Source organism: Marinobacterium mangrovicola, assembly GCF_004339595.1.
In the GTDB taxonomy this organism is placed as follows: Bacteria; Pseudomonadota; Gammaproteobacteria; order Pseudomonadales; family Balneatricaceae; genus Marinobacterium_D; species Marinobacterium_D mangrovicola.
In genome coordinates, this window is sequence record NZ_SMFU01000006.1 from 1 (window position 1) to 1011 (window position 1011).

The 1011-nt window shown below is 60.3% G+C and carries 2 protein-coding genes; both read left to right on the top strand.

The features are described 5' to 3' along the window. Positions 1 to 711, top strand: a 711-nt coding sequence (locus tag CLV83_RS00885; protein WP_132286192.1) for an electron transfer flavoprotein subunit beta/FixA family protein, incomplete at its 5' end; no start/stop codon positions are given. Between the two features lie 10 nt (positions 712 to 721). Next, positions 722 to 1011, top strand: a 290-nt coding sequence (locus CLV83_RS00890; protein WP_481318824.1) for an adenine nucleotide alpha hydrolase family protein, incomplete at its 3' end; no start/stop codon positions are given.

The window sequence follows — 1011 nt, forward strand, 5'->3', positions numbered from 1 at the left end:
AACGTCAAGGTACGCGTCAAGGCCGATAACTCCGACGTGGATCTGGCCAACGTCAAAATGGCACTCAACCCCTTCTGCGAGATCGCGGTTGAAGAAGCGATCCGCCTGAAAGAAGCCGGTGTCGCTTCCGAAGTGGTGGTGGTTTCCATCGGCCCGAAAGCGGTGCAGGAACAGCTGCGTACCGCCATGGCACTGGGCGCCGACCGCGCTATCCAGGTTGAGACTGATGGTTTGCCGGAGCCGCTCAACGTGGCGAAGTTGCTGGCCAAGGTGATCGAAGCGGAACAGCCGGGCCTTGTCATTCTCGGCAAGCAGTCCATCGACTCCGACAACAACCAGGTAGGCCAGATGCTGGCGGCCCTCACCGGTCGCCCCCAGGGTACCTTCGCCTCGGAAGTGAAGGTTGACGGCGATAAGGCCCTGGTGACCCGTGAAGTGGATGGCGGTCTGCGCACCCTGTCACTGGATCTGCCGGCCATCGTCACCACCGACCTGCGTCTGAACGAGCCGCGCTACGCCAAGCTGCCGGACATCATGAAAGCCAAGCGCAAGCCGCTGGATGTGAAAACCCCGGCTGACTTGGGCGTCGAGCTCAAGCAGCACATCTCTCAGCTCAAAGTCGAAACACCGGCCCAGCGTGAAGCGGGTATCAAGGTGGACAGCGTGGATGCGCTGATCGACAAGCTGAAGAACGAAGCCAAGGTTATTTAAGGAGGCGGGTATGAGTATTTTACTGATTGCTGAACACGACAATAGCGCACTCAACCCGGCCACTCTAAGTGCCGTGAACGCCGCCATCCAGATCGGTGGTGAGATCGCTGTTCTGGTGGCCGGCTCCGGCTGTCAGGCCGTGGCCGATGAAGCGGCCAAGGTCGCTGGTGTTGCCAAGGTGCTGCTGGCCGATAACGCCGCTTACGACAAAGGCCTGGCCGAGAACCTCAGCGCTCTGATCGTTGAACTGGCTTCCGGCTACAGCCACATCGTTGCAGCCGCCAGCAGCACCAGCAAGGA